A 16,620-nucleotide genomic window follows, 5' to 3' on the forward strand; every position below is an offset into this window, starting at 1 on the left:
GCGCTGTCACCTTTTTGTTGCCGACTTGCAAAATCTTGCGCTTATTTTTCACAAGCTCATGGTCAATGCTGGTAAGCGGAGAGGACAATTTATAGACTAGAGGTCTGCGGATTAAAAACGATGTGAAGGCTATGGCATACGGGACGTTCGAAACATTACAACAACAAAATGCGGTGCTGCGGGGAACCGTAGAACTCAATTCCGGGATCCAGCTTGCCGCGTGGTACAACGACCTCGATCGAATCACGGTGCGCAGCGACCACCACACGTTGAGCCTGTATGTCGCCGATGGTTACGAAAGCTACCAAAAAACGCCCTACGGCTGGAAGAACGGCGGCGGGCCGGATCGTTTTTGTCTGATGCCGAAGGGCGATGAAAGCACCTGGGATATTCGCGGCGATCTTTCGTTCGTTCATCTCTATTGCACCGATGAACACCTGCGCCGCGTCGGCGAGCAAATTTGGGATCGCAGTCCTGCTTCTTTCACCTTGCAGGAAAAGACCTTTGCCAGCGATGACAAAATTACGGCGGTCTATCGTCAGTTTCTGCTCGACAACGACTGGCGCCAGCAGGCTAATCAACTGCTGTTAAGCTCGGCCAGTACGCTGCTGTTGACGCATCTGATCCAAAACTATTCGAACGTCCAGTGGCGGTTGCCGACCGTTACCGGCGGCCTGGCGCCGCATCTGTTGCGTAATCTGTTGGCGTGGATTGAGGAGCACCTCGAGCAGCCGCTAACGCTCGCCGATCTGGCCGCCCAGGCGTCGCTTAGCGAATACCATTTTGCACGGATGTTCCGCCAGTCAATGAATATGGCGCCGCACCAGTATGTGATGCAGCGGCGGATGCTCAAGGCGCAACATCTGATTTGCCATACTCAGCAGCCGTTGACCGAGATAGCGTTAGCCTGTGGCTTTAGCTCCGCCAGCCATTTTAGTCATCGGGTAAAAAGCGCCACGGGTCTTACGCCAAGCCAGCTACGCGCGGCGCAGCGCGGTTAATAGCGCATAGCTGATACCGCCGAGGACCAGCCCCCAAAAGGCCGAGCCGACTCCTGCAAGGGTAACGCCGCTGGCGGTGACCAAAAATGTTACGACTGCGGCATCGCGTTCGCTCTCATGCCCCAGCGCCTGATAGAGACTGCCGCTAATGGTTCCCAACAATGCCAGCCCCGCCAGCATCTGGATCCACACCGGCGGCAGCGCCGCCATTAGCGCGGTTATCGAACCGCCAAATAGACCCGCTAACAGATAAAAAAAACCGGCCGCCGCTGCGGCGAGCCAGCGCTTATCCGCATCCGGATGCGCATCCGGACTTTGACAGATCGCGGCGGTAATGGCGGCGATGCATACGGAATAGACGCCAAATGGTGAAAATAGCAGCGCCAGCGCGCCGGTAAATACGATAAGCGGCGAGACCGGAACCCGATAGCCTGATGCCTGAATAGTCGCCAGCCCCGGCGCATTCTGCGAAGCCATGGTGACAAGAAAAAACGGTACACCGACGCTGAGTAACAGCGAAGGAGTGAACTGCGGGGTAATCCACTGCGGAGCAACAAAAACCATATCGTTTGCCACTGGTGACAGCGCGCCGGTTAGCAGGGCGATGACCCCACCTGCCGCTAATGCCGCGACCACCGCAAAACGTGGATAAAGCGCTTTGCATAACAGCCAGGCGGCGAACATCCCGCCGCATAGCAGGAGATTATCCTGCAAACTGCCAAATGCCTGCAGACCAAAGCGTAGCAGGATCCCCGCCAGCATTGCCGCCGCCAGCGAATGCGGAATGATTTTCATGAGGCGGGCAAACAGTCCCGTCACGCCACATAGCAGGATCAGCGCGTTGGCGAAAACAAATATTCCCACCGCCTGTGCCAGCGTCGCTCCCTGTAATCCACTGACCAGTAAAGCCGCGCCTGGGGTTGACCATGCGGTGAGGATGGGGACTTTCCGCCATAACGTTAATACCAGCGTGCTGACGCCCATCGCCAGGCCAAGGGCGGTCATCCAACCGGCTATTTGCCCGGCGTCGGCGCCAGCGGCGGCGGCCGCTTGCCAAATGATGGCGGCGGAGCTGGCGTAGCCTACCAGCACGGCGACAAATCCCGCGAGCAGCGTGGGGATGGGAAGGGTAAAGGAGCGCATGAACACCTCTTGTGCGTTATAACATACGACGAAGGTAGCATTGTGCGTTATAGCGTACAACTGGTAATATCAAGAAAATGACGAGGAGCACCAATGAATATTGCCCAACATCTGGCATTGACGCTGAAAAGCCTGCGTCAGCAGCGCGGCTGGAGTTTGTCGCGGCTGGCGGAAGAAACCGGAGTATCAAAGGCGATGCTCGGGCAAATCGAACGTAATGAATCGAGCCCAACGGTTGCGACATTGTGGAAGATAGCCACCGGCCTCAATGTGGCGTTTTCGACTTTTATTGTCGCTGATGAGTCCGCAGCGCCCGCCGCCTTCGACCCGCAGCAGCAGGCGATGGTGGTGACGCCCATCTTCCCATGGGATCCCGAACTGCGTTTTGACCATTTTTCGATTACCCTCGCCCCCGGCGCGCTGAGCGAATCGACGCCGCATGAGACCGGCGTCATTGAACATGTGGTGGTCATTAGCGGTACGCTGGATTTATGTCTGCAGGGGCAGTGGCATTCATTGCAGGCGGGAGAAGGGCGGCGCTTTGCCGGCGACCTGACGCACGCTTACCGCAATAGCGGCGCGCAGACGGCGCACTTTCATTCGCTGATTCATTATCCAAAAGAAAAAGCCGCGGACTAATCCGCGGCCAATCAAGATGACTGAGACTAAAATTCACAACGTGACGAGGAAAATCCGGAATACGCAGCCACTGTAACCTTGCCGGGTTTTCATGAGAAATAGCTTTTTCTTCAATGCTTTGCCGATTTCTGCAAATTCGCTGTGCGGGCGCGGCGGAAAATGTTTTCGTCTGCGCTCAGTTCTGACTACAATAGCCGCCATTTCGACCCCCTATAACGGATAACGACGAGCGTATGCGCCTGCAAAACCATCATCTTGAACTTCTTAGTCCCGCCCGCGATGCCGGGATCGCCCGTGAAGCGATTTTACACGGCGCCGATGCGGTCTATATCGGCGGGCCGGGCTTCGGCGCGCGGCATAATGCCAGTAATAGCCTGAGCGATATCGCCAACCTGGTGCCGTTTGCGCATCGCTTTGGCGCTAAGATGTTTGTGACGCTGAATACCATTCTTCATGATGATGAACTGGAACCCGCGCAACGTCTGATTACCGATCTGTACGAGACCGGCGTCGATGCGCTGATCGTGCAGGATATGGGGATAATGGAGCTGGATCTGCCGCCAATCGAGCTGCATGCGAGCACCCAGTGCGATATTCGCAGCGTCGAGAAGGCGAAGTTTCTCTCTGATGCAGGCTTCAGCCAGATTGTTCTGGCTCGCGAACTCAACCTCGATCAAATTAAAGCGATCTACGACAATACCGACGCGACTATCGAGTTCTTTATTCACGGCGCCCTGTGCGTTGCCTATTCCGGCCAGTGCTATATTTCTCACGCGCAAACCGGACGTAGCGCCAACCGCGGCGACTGCTCTCAGGCTTGCCGCCTGCCTTACACCCTGAAAGACGATCAGGGGCGCGTCGTGGCTTATGAAAAACATTTATTGTCGATGAAAGATAACGATCAAACTGCCAACCTGGCGGCATTGATCGACGCCGGCGTGCGCTCCTTTAAGATTGAAGGGCGCTATAAAGATATGAGTTATGTGAAAAATATCACCGCTCACTATCGTCAGATGCTGGATCGTATTATTGAAGACCGCGGCGATCTCGCGCGTTCTTCCGCCGGGCGCACCGAGCACTTCTTCGTGCCGTCTACCGATAAAACGTTCCATCGCGGCAGCACCGACTATTTTGTTAACGCGCGTAAGGGCGATATCGGCGCGTTTGATTCGCCGAAGTTTATCGGTCTGCCGGTAGGCGAAGTATTAAAAGTCGGAAAAGATTATCTCGATGTCGAAGTGACCGACGCGTTGACTAACGGCGACGGTCTGAATGTCATGATCAAACGTGAAGTTGTCGGCTTCCGCGCCAATACGGTGGAGAAAACGGGGGAAAACCGTTATCGCGTCTGGCCAAACGAAATGCCGGCAGACCTGCATAAAGTACGTCCGCATGAGGCGCTTAATCGTAACCTCGACCATAACTGGCAGCAGGCGCTACTGAAAACTTCCAGCGAGCGTCGCATTGCGGTTGATATCGCGCTGAGCGGCTGGCAGGAACAATTGGTGCTGACCATGACCTGTGAAGACGGCGTCAGCGTCACGCATACGCTGGATGGCGAATTTGCCGAAGCGACCCAGGCGGAAAAAGCGCTGGCTAATCTGCGTGATGGCGTGGCGAAGCTCGGGCAGACTATTTACTACCCGCGTGATGTGCAGATTAATCTGCCGGCGCTGTTTGTACCGAACAGTATGCTCAACCAACTTCGCCGCGAAACGGTAGAGATGCTCGATCAGGCGCGCCTCGATGCCTGGCAGCGCGGTACGCGTAAACCGGTCTCCGTACCTCCGCCGGTGTATCCGGAAACGCATTTGTCATTTCTGGCGAACGTTTATAACCACAAAGCGCGCGCTTTTTATCAGCGTTACGGCGTACAGCTGATTGATGCGGCGTATGAAGCTCATGAAGAGAAGGGCGACGTACCGGTGATGATCACCAAGCACTGCCTGCGTTTTGCCTTCAACCTATGTCCGAAGCAGGCTAAAGGCTCGATTAAAAGCTGGAAGGCGACGCCGATGCAGCTGATCCACGGTGATGAAGTCCTGACGCTGAAATTTGATTGTCGCCCGTGCGAAATGCACGTGGTGGGTAAAATCAAAAATCATATCCTCAAGATGCCGCATCCGGGCAGCATCGTCGCCTCCGTTAGCCCGGACGAGCTGATGAAAACGTTGCCCAAGCGTAAAGGCGCGTAAGGGCCGTTCTCACAGCGGGCCGTTATGCGCCTTTGCTTTGCGCGCATACTGCCGGTGATGATGCTCGCGCAGCGAACTGGCGGTCTCCTCAGCCTGACTGCGTAGCTCATCGCAATCAGCCTCGTGCAGTAACTGCTGTTCGAGGCTTTGCACCGGGAAATATTCATGCCCCTGACGCTGGGCTAACACATGGCCGGACAATAACCCGCACATCAACACAACCGCTGTCAAAAATTTTCGCCACATATCATTTTCCATATCAATAGATAACGCATGAGTAATATGGTTGATTTAATATCGGCTTTTTTGCCTGGTTATCAAAGAAGCGCAAGGCTTTGTCAGGCGCGGCTGAAGAATGATGAAAAAAAAGCCTGACGCGTCAAGCGCCAGGCTAAGAAACAGTTTCTTTTCTCAGGCGCGAAGCCCGGCGGCGTTCATCAGCAGGCGGAAAATCATGCTGACGGCGCCCAGCGCCAGCACGCTAGCCCCCCATATGGCCACCAGCCATAGCAAACGTTTTATCCATGATCTCTCCATCAGTGATATCCCTCGCCAGGTTGAACTTTGCCGCGGAATACGTAGTAGCTCCAGAAGGTATAACCAAGAATGACGGGAATAATCAGTAGCGCGCCAACCAGCATAAAGCCCTGGCTTTGCGGCGGCGCCGCGGCCTGCCACAACGTAATCCCCGGCGGGATAATATTCGGCCAAATGCTGATCCCAAGCCCGCTAAAGCCAAGAAAGACTAATCCCAGCGTCAATATAAACGGCAGGACGTGAGCGTCGCGTTTCCCAAGCGTGCGCCATAACCAGGCGCTGACGGCGATAACCAGTAGCGGCACCGGCAGCAGGTAAAACAGATTCGGCAGGCTAAACCAGCGCTCGGCGATAGCCGGCAGAGAGAGCGGCGTCCACAGACTAATCGCGGCTATCGCCACCAGTAAGGCCAGCAGAAGAAAGCGTGAAATTCTGCGCATGCTATTCTGCAATGGATTCTCGCTTTTCATCACCAACCAACTGGCGCCCAACAACGCGTAAGCAACGGTGAGGCCGAGGCCGCAGAAAAGGGTAAATGGCGTGAACCAATCCCACATTCCGCCGCTAAAGCTGCGACCGCTGACCGGAAAACCATGAATGACCGCGCCAACGACCATGCCCTGGGTGAAGGTCGCCAGTAGCGATCCGCCTAAAAACGCCTTATCCCAGAAAGGACGGTGCGTGGGGGTAGCTTTGAAGCGAAACTCGAAGGCCACGCCGCGAAAAATAAGGCCGATCAGCATCAGGGTTAAGGGTACCGACAGCGCGTCGATAATCACCGCATAGGCCAGCGGGAAGGCGCCGAAAAGACCTGCGCCGCCAAGCACCAGCCAGGTTTCATTGCCATCCCATACCGGGGCGACGCTGTTGACCATCACGTCGCGCTCTTCATCGCCGCGTACGGTAACAAACAGAATCCCAATCCCTAAGTCGAAACCGTCCATGACGATGTACATCAGCGTGGCGAACACGATGATAACAAACCAAATAACCGATAAATCAATACCCATTAGCGGGACTCCTTATGCTGAAAACCATCCATAACGGCAGAAAGCGGACGCGCGGGCGTACCTGTTGGCGCCGGTGTCTGCTCCTGCGGTCCTTTGCGGATCAGGCGCAGCATGTAACTATAACCGACGCCGAACACCGAACTGTAGACGGCAATAAAGGCCAGCAGGCTAATGGTCATATGCAGATCGCCGTGAGCTGATACGGCCTCGGAGGTGCGCTGTACGCCGTAGACGACCCATGGCTGGCGCCCAACTTCGGTTGTCACCCAGCCGGCCAGGATAGCAATCAGTCCGGAAGGCCCCATCCATAACGCGAAGCGCAGGAAAGGTTTTGAGGTATACAGACGCTGGCGATAGCGCAGCCACAGCGCAATGGCGCCAAGCAATATCATCAGCATTCCCAGACCGGCCATCAGACGAAATGACCAGAAGACAATGGTTGAGTTAGGGCGATCTTGCGGGGCGAATTCCTTCAGCGCCGGTACCTGCTTATCGAGGCTATGGGTAAGAATCAGACTGCCGAGGGCGGGGATCTCCAACCCGTAGCGGGTGCGCTCTTGTTGCATGTCCGGCCAGCCGAACAGCAGCAGCGGCGTCGGTTCGCCGGGCGGATTTTCCCAGTGGCCTTCGATGGCGGCAATCTTCGCCGGTTGGTGTTTCAGGGTATTAAGCCCATGCATATCGCCGATTAATGCCTGGATGGGGGCGACAATCAGCGTCATCCATAGCGCCATTGAGAACATGGCGCGGATGGCATGGGTTTGGTTGCCGCGCAGCAAATGCCATGCGGCGGATGCGCCCACGAATAACGCGCTGCTAAGAAACGCAGCAACGGACATATGGAATAAGCGGTAAGGGAAAGAAGGGTTAAAGATAACGGCGAACCAGTCTACGGGTACGACCTGGCCGTTAACAATTTCAAAACCTTGCGGTGTTTGCATCCAGCTATTTGAGGCCAGGATCCAGAACGTGGAAATAATGGTGCCCAGCGCCACCATACAGGTGGCGAAAAAATGCAGGCCGGGGCCGACACGGTTCCAGCCAAATAACATCACGCCAAGGAAACCGGCCTCCAGGAAGAACGCGGTAAGGACTTCATACGTTAGCAATGGGCCGGTAATGCTGCCGGCGAACTGAGAAAAACCGCTCCAGTTTGTGCCGAACTGGTAGGCCATAACCAGCCCTGAGACCACTCCCATACCAAAGTTGACGGCAAAGATTTTCGACCAGAAATGATACAGCGAGCGCCAGACAGGATTTTTTGTTTTTAACCACAATCCCTCAAGTACCGCCAGGTAACTGGCAAGACCGATGGTGATTGCTGGAAAGATGATATGAAATGAGACGGTAAAGGCGAATTGGATCCGCGCCAGATGAAATGCATCAAGACCGAACATGCAAGGCTCCACAACAAAATTGATTCTGCGCAATTTTAGAGGGGGGAGAGGCGTGATAGCAGACGCAGAAAAGCGCTTTTTTATGATAACAGTTGCGGATTGTTATTCTTTCTCTTGATGTTTCATATTTGTGAAGTTAATTTTCATGTCATCATAAATAATCAATTTCGTATTGTGAATTTATATCAGTTATACTTCACACTTTTATTTACGATTTTCCTTATTACTTGCGCTGTTTTTTGTTAATTATTCTGCTAGCCTGTGATGGCGTTATGTTTTGCCGTCAAGTTTACCTCTTAAATATCCGTATTCATTATGTGAATTTGATATCCATTATTTTTTAATATATTAATTGATAAAGAAAGGGAGAGGGTTTGTCAAAGAAAGGCCTGCGAAGTTTACTTATCTCATTGTTGATAATGAGCATTTTTTGGCTTGCCGTGGGCGGCGGAGTCTATCTGCTTATTTGAGCTACTAGTATCCCGGCATGAAATTACTTCATTTTTAGATGCGTGATGAATTTATCGGTCGGGCTGATTTAATCGCTGATTCACAACATGAGAAATAAAGCGTATCTATGTTCAAACGATTAGAGTTGGCATCGATACGTCGTGCGCATCATTCATATTTTTTCTAACTTGCGGACTTGCCTGATACTTTATTGCTATCCTCAAATGCGAATAATTCATCATTGATAATACAATTTCATGTTCTTTCAGCGGCAAGATCACCACTTGCCGTGCTATGAGATACTCGCTCAGTGGCATCAGTCAGGTATATCAGTTTTTAAAACCTGCCATTTTTGACCATCTGTTATAAGATACGGCATCCCGTTGATGAAGTGGATGCGGTAATGAAAAAGTATCAGCAGCTTGCGCGACAGTTAACTGAACAGATCGCGCTTGGCGTTTGGCAACCCGGCGATCGGCTGCCCTCCTTACGCGAACAGGTTGTCAGCAGCGGAATGAGTTTTATGACCGTCAGCCATGCCTACCAGTTACTGGAAAGCCAGGGACGGATTATCGCTCGTCCACAATCCGGTTATTATGTGGCGCCGCAGCCGGTGAAGCAGCGCCAGCCTGAGCCTCCCGCGCAAGTGACGCGCAATGAGTCGGTTGATATCAACACCTATATTTTCGACGTCCTGCAGGCGAGCCGCCAGGCGTCGATGCTGCCTTTTGCTTCCGCTTTTCCCGACCCGCGTCTGTTTCCCTTGCAGCAGCTAAATCGTTCGCTGGCTCAAGTGAGTAAAACCGCCACCGCCATGAGCGTGATCGAGAACTTGCCGCCGGGCAACGATGAGCTTCGTCATGCTATTGCCCGGCGTTATGCGTTGCAGGGAATGAACGTATCGCCGGATGAGATAGTCATTACCGCCGGTGCGCTGGAGGCGTTGAACCTCAGCCTGCAGGCGGTGACTGAGCCCGGCGATTGGGTCGTCGTCGAAAATCCATGTTTTTACGGCGCGCTGCAGGCGCTCGAACGGTTGCGACTTAAGGCGCTATCGGTGGCCAGCGATGTGAAAGAGGGGATCGATTTAGCGGCGCTGGAACAGGCATTGCAGAGCTACCCGGTCAAAGCCTGCTGGCTGATGACCAATAGCCAGAACCCGCTCGGATTTACGCTGACGGCAGACAAAAAAGCGCAACTGGTGGCGCTATTGACACGCTACAACGTCATGTTGATTGAAGATGACGTTTACAGTGAGTTGTACTTTGGTCGGGAAAAACCGCTACCCGCAAAGTACTGGGATCGTGATGAGATGACGCTGCACTGTAGCTCATTTTCAAAATGCCTTGTCCCGGGGTTTCGTATCGGCTGGGTTGCCGCTGGCAGGCATGCCCGCCGTATTCAGCAGTTACAGCTGATGAGTACGCTATCTACCAGTTCGCCGATGCAGTTGGCGCTGGTCGATTATCTCTCGACCAAACGTTACGACGCGCATTTACGCCGGTTGCGGCGACAGCTTGCCGAGCGGAAACAGCTGGCCTGGCAAGCGCTACTGCGTTTTTTACCCGCCGAGGTCAAAATTCATCATAGCGACAGCGGTTATTTCCTGTGGCTGGAGCTGCCCGCTGGCGTCGATGCTGGCGAACTCAGCGCTCTGGCGTTACGGGATAACATCAGTATTGCGCCGGGTAAAATGTTTTCTACCACCGCTAACTGGACCTCATTTTTCCGTTTTAATACCGCCTGGGGCTGGGGAGAAAAAGAAGAGCAGGGAGTCAAACGGCTCGGCGAACTTATACGTCAACTTTTGTCTTAGCTTATTCATCGCTTTTTTTAATTGCCGGTTTTTATTTTTCCGGCAATTTATCCACTTCATTCTTGTATTCATTAATCAGTTTAAAATATCCACCAGCACCGGGTCGTCATAGGGAATATGCATACTCATCCCCCTGCCATAACTCCTTGTCTATAATCCATATTATCGAATCGTGGTGGCGATTTTTGCGGAATGCGCACCTGGTCACAACCTGAGGAAATTTCCCCAGAGCCCCGCAGGCCGCCGTCTACCCTTATTAAGGGAGATATTTTTACGGCACGGCTGCCGCTACTTTTATTCTGACAGGAGTAAGTTCAAATGAGCAAAAAATTTGCCCGTGGCAGCCTGTGCGCGCTGAGTATGGTTGTGCTGACAGCGCAAGCCGCTGAACCGCCGTCTTCGCTGGATAAAGGAGAAGGGCGGCTCGATATTATTGCCTGGCCGGGTTATATCGAACGCGGTCAGACGGATAAGAATTATGACTGGGTAAGCCAATTCGAAAAAGAGAGCGGCTGCCAGGTTAATGTGAAGACTGCCGCCACTTCAGACGAAATGGTCAGCCTGATGGCGAAGGGCGGTTACGACCTGGTGACCGCCTCCGGCGACGCCTCGTTGCGCCTTATCATGGGCAAGCGTGTACAGGCGATTAATACCGCGCTGATCCCAAACTGGAAAACGCTTGACCCGCGAGTTGCCAAAGGCGCGTGGTTTAACGTCGGCGATAAAGTGTACGGCACGCCCTATCAATGGGGGCCGAACCTGCTGATGTACAACACTAAAACCTTCCCGACGCCGCCTGATAGCTGGAAAGTGGTTTTCGTCAAACAAGATCTACCGGACGGAAAAAGCAACCAGGGGCGAGTTCAGGCCTATGATGGTCCGATTTATATCGCTGATGCTGCGCTATTTGTCAAAGCAACGCAGCCGCAGTTAGGAATTAACGATCCCTATGAACTCACCGAAGCGCAGTATCAGGCGGTGTTGAAGGTGCTGCAGGATCAGCATCCGCTGGTTCACCGTTACTGGCACGATGCAACCGTTCAGATGAGCGACTTTAAAAACGAAGGCGTGGTTGCCTCGGGCTCCTGGCCGTATCAGGCCAATGGTCTGAAAGGTGAAGGTCAGCCCATCGCTACCGTCTTCCCAAAAGAAGGCGTGACCGGCTGGTCCGATACGACGATGTTGCATAGTGAGGCAAAGCATCCGGTATGCGCTTATAAGTGGATGAACTGGTCGCTGACGCCGAAAGTACAGGGCGATGTCGCCGCCTGGTTTGGATCGCTGCCCGTGGTGCCGCAGGGCTGTAAAGCCAGTACGCTATTGGGAGACAAAGGCTGTGAAACCAACGGTTACAACCAATTCGACAAGATTGCGTTCTGGAAAACGCCGATTGCCGAAGGCGGAAAGTATGTTCCTTATAGCCGTTGGACCCAGGACTATATCGCGATTATGGGTGGCCGCTAAGCGCCTGGAGACTGAACATGACGTACGCGGTAGAGTTTGATGACGTTTCGCGTTTGTATGGTGACGTACGCGCGGTGGATGGCGTGAGTATCGCCATTCGCGATGGCGAGTTTTTTTCCATGCTGGGGCCGTCAGGCTCCGGCAAAACCACCTGCCTGCGCTTAATCGCGGGCTTCGAACAGCTATCCGGCGGTTCGATTCGTATTTTTGGTCAGCAGGCCAGCGAATTACCGCCCTGGCAGCGTGACGTCAATACGGTTTTTCAGGATTACGCGCTATTTCCGCATATGTCGATCATCGACAACGTCGCCTATGGGCTGATGGTGAAAGGCGTGGGCAAAAAAGAACGTCAGCTTCGCGCCCAGGAAGCCTTAGAAAAAGTGGCGCTTGGGTTTGTGCACGCTCGCAAGCCTTCGCAGCTATCCGGCGGTCAACGGCAACGGGTCGCCATTGCCCGCGCGCTGGTCAACCAACCTCGTGTGCTGTTATTAGATGAACCGCTTGGCGCGCTGGATTTAAAACTGCGCGAACAGATGCAGGTAGAGCTAAAAAAACTTCAGCAGTCGCTGGGTATTACTTTCATTTTTGTTACTCACGATCAGGGTGAGGCGCTGTCGATGTCCGATCGCGTGGCGGTGTTTAACAATGGCCGTATTGAGCAGGTCGATTCGCCGCACTCGCTCTATTTACAGCCTAAAACCGCCTTTGTCGCCGGATTTGTCGGCACCGCGAACGTTTTTGCCCCAGAAGTTTCGCAGCGCCTATGCGGGGTGGCTGGCGCGTGGTCACTCCGTCCTGAACATATTCGACTGAATGGCGGCGGTGATATTCAGGTTCAGGGGACCGTGCAGGCGGTGCAGTTTCAGGGGGCATCAACGCGTATTGAACTGAAACTTGCAGCGGGCGAAAAGCTGCTAGTCAGCCAGGCCAACGTTGATGGCGGGGCGGCGTTGAGCGCGCCGCGGTTGGGGCAACAGGTATTGGCCGGCTGGTCGCGTTCGGCGATGGTCTCCCTGGAAAGCGGAGGCTGAGATGACGATGGCGCTTGTACAACCAACGACCGGGAGGATGTCAGGGCTGTTCTGGCGAAAACCGTCATTGGGCCTGTTTTTACTGCTGCTGGGCCCGTTGATGTGGTTTGGGATTGTCTATCTGGGATCGCTCCTGACGCTGTTGTGGCAAAGCTTCTATACCTTTGATGACTTTACGATGTCGGTCACCACGGATTTGACGCTCGCTAACCTGAAGGCGCTGTTTAATCCCGCCAACTACGACATCATTGTCCGTACCCTGGTGATGGCCATCTGCGTGACTATTGCCAGCGCAATCCTGGCGTTGCCGATGGCGTGGTATATGGCGCGTTATACCCGCGGCAAGATGAAAGCCTTCTTTTATATCGCGGTGATGTTGCCGATGTGGGCCAGCTATATCGTTAAGGCGTACGCCTGGACGCTATTGCTGGCGAAAGATGGCGTGGCACAATGGTTTCTCGGCCACCTTGGTCTGGAGAGCGTGTTAAATATGGTGTTGACCATCCCGGCGGTCGGCGGCAATACCTTATCGACCTCCGGGCTCGGGCGATTCATGGTGTTCGTCTATATCTGGCTGCCGTTCATGATCCTGCCGGTACAGGCGGCGCTGGAACGCCTGCCGCCGTCGCTGCTGCAGGCCTCCGCCGATTTAGGCGCTCGACCGCAACAAACCTTCCGCTACGTGGTACTGCCTTTAGCCATACCGGGTATCGCGGCAGGTTCTATCTTTACCTTTTCCCTCACTCTTGGCGATTTTATTGTGCCGCAACTGGTGGGACCGCCCGGTTTCTTTATCGGCAACATGGTTTATTCGCAGCAAGGCGCGATTGGCAATATGCCGATGGCGGCGGCGTTCACGTTGGTGCCGATTGTTCTTATTGCACTGTATCTGGCGTTTGTTAAGCGCCTGGGAGCGTTTGATGCACTCTGAACGCGCACCGTTGTTTCTCAAAATCGCCACCTGGGGCGGAGTGGTATTTCTCCATTTTCCACTGCTGATTATCGCCTTGTACGCCTTTAATACAGAGGATGCCGCTTTCAGCTTCCCGCCGAAAGGGCTGACGCTCCGCTGGTTCAGCGAGGCTGCCGCTCGCGCAGATATCATTGAATCAGTGACGTTGTCACTTAAAATCGCCGCTTTATCCACGGGGATTGCGCTGGTGTTGGGCACTCTCGCTGCCGGCGCGCTGTGGCGGAGTTCGTTTTTTGGTAAGAATGCCGTGTCGCTGCTGTTGCTATTACCTATTGCACTTCCCGGCATCATTACCGGCCTGGCGCTGCTGACGGCATTTAAAGCCGTCAATCTTGAGCCTGGCTTGCTAACCATCGTGGTGGGTCACGCGACCTTCTGCGTGGTGGTGGTGTTTAACAACGTCATTGCCCGATTTCGCCGGACATCATGGAGTCTGGTGGAAGCATCGATGGATCTTGGCGCTACAGGCTGGCAAACCTTCCGTTACGTGGTGCTGCCCAATTTGGGTTCGGCACTGCTGGCGGGCGGGATGCTGGCATTCGCTCTGTCCTTTGATGAAATTATCGTCACTACCTTTACCGCCGGACATGAGCGGACGTTACCGTTGTGGTTGTTAAATCAACTGGGGCGCCCGCGCGATGTACCGGTCACCAACGTGGTCGCGCTGTTGGTGATGTTAGTGACGACTGTACCCATCCTGGGGGCCTGGTGGCTAACCCGTGACGGTGAGAATAACGCCGAAAGCGGAAAATAATACACTTTACAGGATCATGCTATGCAACATAACCTTTTGATAAACGGTCAATTAGTGGCGGGGGAAGGCGAGGTGCTGCCGGTATTCAATCCTGCCAATGGCGAAACGATTATTGAGATTGCGGAGGCGACCGAGGCGCAGGTTGATGCCGCCGTCAATGCTGCAGATCGTGCGTTTGTCAGCTGGAGCCAGACAACGCCGAAAACCCGCGCCGAATGTTTGCTGAAAATGGCGGATGTGATTACTGAACATGCAGAAACGCTCGCCAAACTGGAGTCTTTAAACTGCGGTAAACCGCTACATTGCGTTATCAATGATGAAATGCCGGCGATTGCCGATGTATTTCGCTTCTTCGCCGGCGCCGCGCGTTGCCTGCCGGGAATGGCTGCTGGGGAGTACCTTGAGGGGCACACCTCAATGATCCGCCGCGACCCGGTCGGCGTAGTGGCCTCGATTGCGCCGTGGAACTATCCGCTAATGATGGCGGCGTGGAAGCTGGCGCCCGCGCTGGCGGCCGGTAACTGCGTGGTGATTAAACCTTCGGAAATCACCCCACTGACGGCCTTGAAGCTGGCGGAACTTGCAAAAGACATTTTCCCGGCCGGCGTTATCAACGTGCTTTTCGGCCGGGGCCCAACTGTTGGCGACCCGCTCACCGGCCATAGTAAAGTGCGTATGGTTTCGTTGACTGGTTCGATTGCCACCGGCGCCCATATTATTGGTCACACGGCGAATTCGATTAAACGCACCCATATGGAGCTGGGCGGTAAAGCGCCGGTCATTGTTTTCGATGATGCCGATATCGATGCCGTCGTCGAGGGCATTCGTACTTTCGGTTTTTATAACGCCGGTCAGGACTGTACTGCCGCTTGCCGTATTTACGCGCAACAAGGCGTCTACGATCGGCTGGTTGAAAAACTAGGCGCGGCCGTGGCCAGCCTGAAAATGGGGCAACCGGACGATCCATCCACGGAACTGGGGCCGGTCAGTTCGCTTGCGCATCTTGAACGGGTGACAGCGGCTGTCAACGCTGCGCGCGCCTTACCGCATATTAAAGTGGTAACCGGCGGCAGCCGCGCGGCGGGGAGTGGTTACTATTTCCAGCCCACGTTGTTGGCTGGCGCACAGCAGGATGACGCTATCGTACAACGCGAAGTTTTTGGCCCGGTAGTTAGCGTGACGCCGTTTAGCGATGAGGAACAAGTATTAACCTGGGCTAATGATTCGCAATATGGGCTTGCCTCCTCGGTGTGGACGCAGGACGTGGGCCGCGCCCATCGCCTGAGCGCGCGTTTGCAGTACGGTTGCACCTGGGTGAATACCCATTTCATGCTGGTTAGCGAAATGCCGCACGGCGGACAGAAGCTATCTGGTTACGGCAAGGACATGTCGATGTATGGCCTGGAGGACTACACGGTGGTTCGTCATGTAATGGTGAAACATTGAATATTAACGTGCCGGCAGCATTACCACGCTAATAGTTGCAATAGCAATAAATGTTAAAAAAGATAAGGGGTAATATGAGAGTATTCTTATACCCCTTCAAGAGCTAAGCCATTGTGAGTGCCGGAGATAAGCGCCGGATGGGGTGTAAACAACTAAGCATGCTATTAATTGTTGATCCCTGCAGGATGATGCGGGGATTTTTTTTGCGTATCGACTTTTTATGCCGATTTAATAATCAATGTTTGTCTTTTTTTGATGGCAGGCCCGAGTGGCGGCGCTCACGAATATAAGAGATAAGACTGTAGATTGCGATCACCAATAAGACTAAAGCCATTAGCAGGGCAAGTATTCCTGACATAAGCGACCTCAAAAATAAGTAACAGGAAAAGCAAAAACGTTATAACTAATAGTAATGAACCTATGCGGAAGTTCGTGAGTTTGCAAATAATAATTTCTTTCACTTACCGGAATATAGAGCACAAAATAACACCTGGAAATCTACACTCCGCATTAACCATAAGGTTGAGCAGTCGATTGCTGATTATCGGCAGTCGCTAATTTAAGAAAATTCTCACCTCATAAAAGCCAAGTATAGTTAGCTATCCATAATCCGGTATGCGGATTGCCAGATCATTTTGTTATTTCCAATGAAATAAATATCCTCTCGCTAGCAGAAGGGGGACATAAAGGATCGCACTCCTCAGAAATGCTCTCCAGGAAGGGAATAATTGTAGCCATAATGTTAAATTCTGAATGAAATCGCC

General features: G+C 53.6%; 16 protein-coding genes. 9 read left to right on the forward strand and 7 right to left on the reverse strand.

All coding sequences use genetic code 11. The features are described 5' to 3' along the window. Window positions 1-131 precede the first annotated feature (131 nt). A complete protein-coding gene (locus tag ABLV66_RS11430; RefSeq protein ID WP_047038408.1) occupies window positions 132-1,001 on the forward strand; it encodes a helix-turn-helix domain-containing protein in 870 nt (289 codons plus the stop codon). On the opposite strand, the gene ABLV66_RS11435 is transcribed toward ABLV66_RS11430, so the two are convergent. Further along, a complete protein-coding gene (locus ABLV66_RS11435) occupies window positions 978-2,144 on the reverse strand; it encodes a benzoate/H(+) symporter BenE family transporter (RefSeq protein ID WP_045393997.1) in 1,167 nt (388 codons plus the stop codon). The genes ABLV66_RS11430 and ABLV66_RS11435 overlap by 24 nt on opposite strands. Window positions 2,145-2,237: 93 nt before the next feature. Between ABLV66_RS11435 and ABLV66_RS11440 the strand changes: the two genes are divergently transcribed. Next, the gene (locus tag ABLV66_RS11440) at window positions 2,238-2,783 is read left to right on the forward strand and encodes a helix-turn-helix domain-containing protein (RefSeq protein ID WP_047048772.1); all 546 of its coding nucleotides are present in this window, start codon (window positions 2,238-2,240) and stop codon (window positions 2,781-2,783) included. 33 nt (window positions 2,784-2,816) lie between these two features. On the opposite strand, the gene ABLV66_RS11445 is transcribed toward ABLV66_RS11440, so the two are convergent. Next, the gene (locus tag ABLV66_RS11445) at window positions 2,817-2,984 is read right to left on the reverse strand and encodes a hypothetical protein (protein ID WP_162838214.1); all 168 of its coding nucleotides are present in this window, start codon (window positions 2,982-2,984) and stop codon (window positions 2,817-2,819) included. Window positions 2,985-3,016: 32 nt separating this feature from the next. On the opposite strand from ABLV66_RS11445, the gene ABLV66_RS11450 reads away from it, so the two are divergent. Further along, window positions 3,017-4,978 carry a peptidase U32 family protein gene (locus ABLV66_RS11450; protein WP_348876698.1) on the forward strand — a complete coding sequence of 654 codons (1,962 nt, stop codon included), beginning with the start codon at window positions 3,017-3,019 and terminating at the stop codon, window positions 4,976-4,978. Between the two features lie 9 nt (window positions 4,979-4,987). Here the strand turns inward: ABLV66_RS11450 and ABLV66_RS11455 are convergent, their stop codons facing one another. The 4 genes from ABLV66_RS11455 to ABLV66_RS11470 all read right to left on the reverse strand — a co-directional run bounded on the left by ABLV66_RS11455 (window position 4,988) and on the right by ABLV66_RS11470 (window position 7,922). Beyond that, the gene (locus ABLV66_RS11455) at window positions 4,988-5,224 is read right to left on the reverse strand and encodes a DUF2554 family protein (RefSeq protein ID WP_045394002.1); all 237 of its coding nucleotides are present in this window, start codon (window positions 5,222-5,224) and stop codon (window positions 4,988-4,990) included. 165 nt (window positions 5,225-5,389) lie between these two features. Further along, entirely contained in the window at window positions 5,390-5,515 is a 126-nt protein-coding gene (locus ABLV66_RS11460; RefSeq protein WP_064571560.1) for a DUF2474 domain-containing protein, read from the reverse strand. Beyond that, window positions 5,515-6,525, reverse strand: coding sequence for a cytochrome d ubiquinol oxidase subunit II (gene cydB / locus ABLV66_RS11465; protein WP_348876697.1), 1,011 nt, complete (start codon window positions 6,523-6,525; stop codon window positions 5,515-5,517). The genes ABLV66_RS11460 and cydB overlap by 1 nt, the downstream gene beginning before the upstream one ends. Then, on the reverse strand, window positions 6,525-7,922 hold the full coding sequence (locus ABLV66_RS11470; RefSeq protein WP_045394007.1) for a cytochrome ubiquinol oxidase subunit I: 1,398 nt from the start codon (window positions 7,920-7,922) through the stop codon (window positions 6,525-6,527). Before ABLV66_RS11470 ends, cydB begins: the two co-directional genes overlap by 1 nt. Before the next feature lie 853 nt (window positions 7,923-8,775). Between ABLV66_RS11470 and ABLV66_RS11475 the strand changes: the two genes are divergently transcribed. The 6 genes from ABLV66_RS11475 to patD all read left to right on the forward strand — a co-directional run bounded on the left by ABLV66_RS11475 (window position 8,776) and on the right by patD (window position 15,856). Further along, window positions 8,776-10,188: an aminotransferase-like domain-containing protein gene (locus ABLV66_RS11475; RefSeq protein ID WP_045394010.1), complete on the forward strand. Its 1,413-nt coding sequence runs from the start codon at window positions 8,776-8,778 to the stop codon at window positions 10,186-10,188. 318 nt (window positions 10,189-10,506) lie between these two features. Continuing rightward, window positions 10,507-11,652 carry a putative ABC transporter substrate-binding protein YdcS gene (ydcS, locus tag ABLV66_RS11480; RefSeq protein WP_045394012.1) on the forward strand — a complete coding sequence of 382 codons (1,146 nt, stop codon included), beginning with the start codon at window positions 10,507-10,509 and terminating at the stop codon, window positions 11,650-11,652. A 17-nt stretch (window positions 11,653-11,669) separates the two neighbouring features. Further along, window positions 11,670-12,683, forward strand: coding sequence for an ABC transporter ATP-binding protein (locus ABLV66_RS11485; protein ID WP_348876696.1), 1,014 nt, complete (start codon window positions 11,670-11,672; stop codon window positions 12,681-12,683). 1 nt (window position 12,684) lies between these two features. Beyond that, the gene (locus ABLV66_RS11490) at window positions 12,685-13,614 is read left to right on the forward strand and encodes an ABC transporter permease (RefSeq protein ID WP_045394017.1); all 930 of its coding nucleotides are present in this window, start codon (window positions 12,685-12,687) and stop codon (window positions 13,612-13,614) included. Next, a complete protein-coding gene (locus ABLV66_RS11495; protein ID WP_045394020.1) occupies window positions 13,604-14,410 on the forward strand; it encodes an ABC transporter permease in 807 nt (268 codons plus the stop codon). Before ABLV66_RS11490 ends, ABLV66_RS11495 begins: the two co-directional genes overlap by 11 nt. 21 nt (window positions 14,411-14,431) lie before the next feature. After that, the gene (gene patD, locus ABLV66_RS11500; protein ID WP_045394023.1) at window positions 14,432-15,856 is read left to right on the forward strand and encodes an aminobutyraldehyde dehydrogenase; all 1,425 of its coding nucleotides are present in this window, start codon (window positions 14,432-14,434) and stop codon (window positions 15,854-15,856) included. A gap of 235 nt (window positions 15,857-16,091) precedes the next feature. On the opposite strand, the gene ABLV66_RS11505 is transcribed toward patD, so the two are convergent. Next, complete coding sequence (locus ABLV66_RS11505) at window positions 16,092-16,214, reverse strand: small membrane protein (RefSeq protein ID WP_072251384.1); 123 nt, start codon at window positions 16,212-16,214, stop codon at window positions 16,092-16,094. Between the last annotated feature and the right edge of the window lie 406 nt (window positions 16,215-16,620).

The sequence above is a fragment of the Klebsiella sp. CN_Kp073 genome (genome assembly GCF_040065495.2).
GTDB classification, from domain to species: Bacteria; Pseudomonadota; Gammaproteobacteria; order Enterobacterales; family Enterobacteriaceae; genus Klebsiella; species Klebsiella aerogenes.